This window comes from Marinagarivorans sp., from assembly GCF_982758155.1.
This window is the reverse complement of record NZ_CEXWTU010000398.1, coordinates 1-2,298: the sequence shown is the minus strand read 5'-3', so window position 1 is coordinate 2,298 and position 2,298 is coordinate 1. Positions and strand designations below refer to the sequence as shown.

General features: G+C 35.5%; 5 protein-coding genes. All 5 read right to left on the bottom strand.

What is annotated here, in order from left to right; genetic code table 11:
- Window positions 1-339 (bottom strand): hypothetical protein (locus AC3A8L_RS21305; RefSeq protein WP_487964287.1); only part of this gene is annotated, 339 nt, incomplete at its 3' end.
- A 2-nt stretch (window positions 340-341) separates the two neighbouring features.
- Window positions 342-941, bottom strand: a complete 600-nt coding sequence (locus AC3A8L_RS21300; protein ID WP_487964286.1) for a hypothetical protein — start codon at window positions 939-941, stop codon at window positions 342-344.
- The gene (locus tag AC3A8L_RS21295; protein ID WP_487964285.1) at window positions 931-1,347 is read right to left on the bottom strand and encodes a hypothetical protein; all 417 of its coding nucleotides are present in this window, start codon (window positions 1,345-1,347) and stop codon (window positions 931-933) included. The genes AC3A8L_RS21300 and AC3A8L_RS21295 overlap by 11 nt, the downstream gene beginning before the upstream one ends.
- Window positions 1,347-1,970 carry a hypothetical protein gene (locus tag AC3A8L_RS21290; protein ID WP_487964284.1) on the bottom strand — a complete coding sequence of 208 codons (624 nt, stop codon included), beginning with the start codon at window positions 1,968-1,970 and terminating at the stop codon, window positions 1,347-1,349. The genes AC3A8L_RS21295 and AC3A8L_RS21290 overlap by 1 nt, the downstream gene beginning before the upstream one ends.
- Before the next feature lie 70 nt (window positions 1,971-2,040).
- The coding region (locus AC3A8L_RS21285; protein ID WP_487964283.1) for a hypothetical protein at window positions 2,041-2,298 on the bottom strand (258 nt) is incomplete at its 5' end.

The window sequence follows — 2,298 nt, the reverse complement described above, 5'->3', positions numbered from 1 at the left end:
ACTAATATCCCCTAAATAATCTATTATGTATTTTCTTATCTTCCAGTTCTTATTAGAGGCGGTTAATTGACCTTCTATAGTTATGATATAATCATCTACAACTACAGCCCCATGAATAACATACCTGCTTGTGCCAGTATTGTGAACACCATCAACTGCAGTATTTAGATTCCATTCAAATCTAGGTCCTTGAATATTCTCTAACGAATACGAATTATCTCCATTAGTAACTACACGAATATTAAGTCCTGTAAAGTAGGATTCTTTAGATTGGTATGCAGGATCTAAATCCGTTACCATACCTCCACTAAAAGTGTTTGGTTTAGATTGCTCTGCCATAATTATTCTCTCTCAGGGATTAATGCATTCCAATACTTTGCTATGTTTCTCATCTCAGCTTCTGAAGGTAAATTATCTTTACCTCTCGCTTGGCCGCACAACCAGTACCATCGCTTTTCTAAATCCTGAACTATATATCTAGCAATCTTACCGTTATAATATTCTATAGATTTAAACCTCCACATAATATACTGAGCAACAGCATCTTCATGTCCTTGCTTTATAGTTGGGTATCCATCAGAGTCTGTATCTAAAGCTTTGTAAGCTATATTAACTGTTCCACTAGATACGTTAGAAAAATGTATGTAGCTGCCTACAATCCAGTACTTACTACCAGAAGAATCTGCTTTAAATGTTTTTTGAGTAGGCTCCATAAACGTAATACCTTTCACATCTATTAAAGTCATTAAGTCTGTAGGTAATAAAGCCTTACTGTCAGTTACGGTTAAAGCAAACTCCTTGTCTGTAAACGTACTAAAGCTACCTATCTTTTCCTCAGCCTCAAAAGCCCATTCTATAAATGACTCTATATGTTCTGACGGATTATTTAACCCTAAGTTACGAGCTACATTTCCAATTATTCTTTTAACACTAACTTGCATTGTATGTATCTTTTAATAGTTCTCTGACTTTTTTAGCTGGATATAATTTACATTTAACCATATCCTTATTACCTTTAGCCCACTGTATTTTATAATAAAAATCACTCAATATAGGAACCTTATACCTTACTGGTTCACCTTTTAACTTAGACTCTTTCATATCCTTTCTAATATGGAAAGCCCGTCTATGTTCTTTTTTATCTACATATAAAAATCCTAAACCCAAAGGTAAGAAAATTCTTTGTTTTCTAACTATTAAGTCTCTGGCTAGAATCTCGAAGAATTTAGTAACTATTCTAAAATACAAAGAGTAAGGTATAGCTTTTGTCTTTTTCCTGCCAGACGCTTCTACTCTTACTCTACTGGATATTTGTTTATAAATATCTTTATATGTTATGTATGACATTATTTGCCTTGAGCTTGAACTTCTCTATCTCCTTCCATTTCATTATTAATTACATCTCCTGGAGTTTTAACCGTCATGTTTAACTCAACCTTAGCGATTGATTCAATCAATGGACCAACAAGCTGTGATGGTAATGGGTATTCGGAGTCATCTCCTCCCCATCCAGATACAGCGCTAGGATCTTCTGCTATACCAACTATCTTCACCTGCTCTCCTCCGCCTGATCCAACAAAGTACAACTTAGTTCCTTCTTCAAGGAAAAACTTAGGCATTACAGATGTAAACCTACTATGCTCTTGGAATGCTATTTTATCTTGAGTTGTTCTAGCGAATATCATGTTACCATCTACAGATGTCACACTAGTTATTCCTCTAGTATCTCCGTATGAGGCTATTTTAGGCAGTGTAAGGAACGATCCCTCGTCTGGGGTTGTGAATGTACCTAAGTTCTGAGTAGCGCCCTGTGGGATGTTCTTTCCGTTATTCGTATATGCTTCCAACAGAGTTAATCTATGATAGTTAACCCACGCCTTTATTTGACGAGTACTTAACTTACTATCATCTGTAGTGTATCCACCCTCAGCGATATTCTTAATATTGTAAACAATCTCGTTTAAAGTCATATTCTATTTTTTAAAAGAATGGGGGTAGACGCAAATCTACCACCCAATCTAACGCAGGAAAAGAGAGTCATCAACGCTTCTCAGCGGAGGTCTCGTTAATTTGTAACTGATACCTTGGATCTTCCAATGACAACATCATCTTTCTTACTGCAATATTTACTATTTCTTCTCCAGAATTTTTACCATAACCACCTAGGTTATCACCAGCTGTATGAGTAACTTCAGGAAGTCTTATATATTCTAAATACACATTTTCTGTATTCCCTATCACATCCATAACTAGACCTCTTAGTAATCCTACAGGATTTTTAGTGTCAGCCTTATGGAA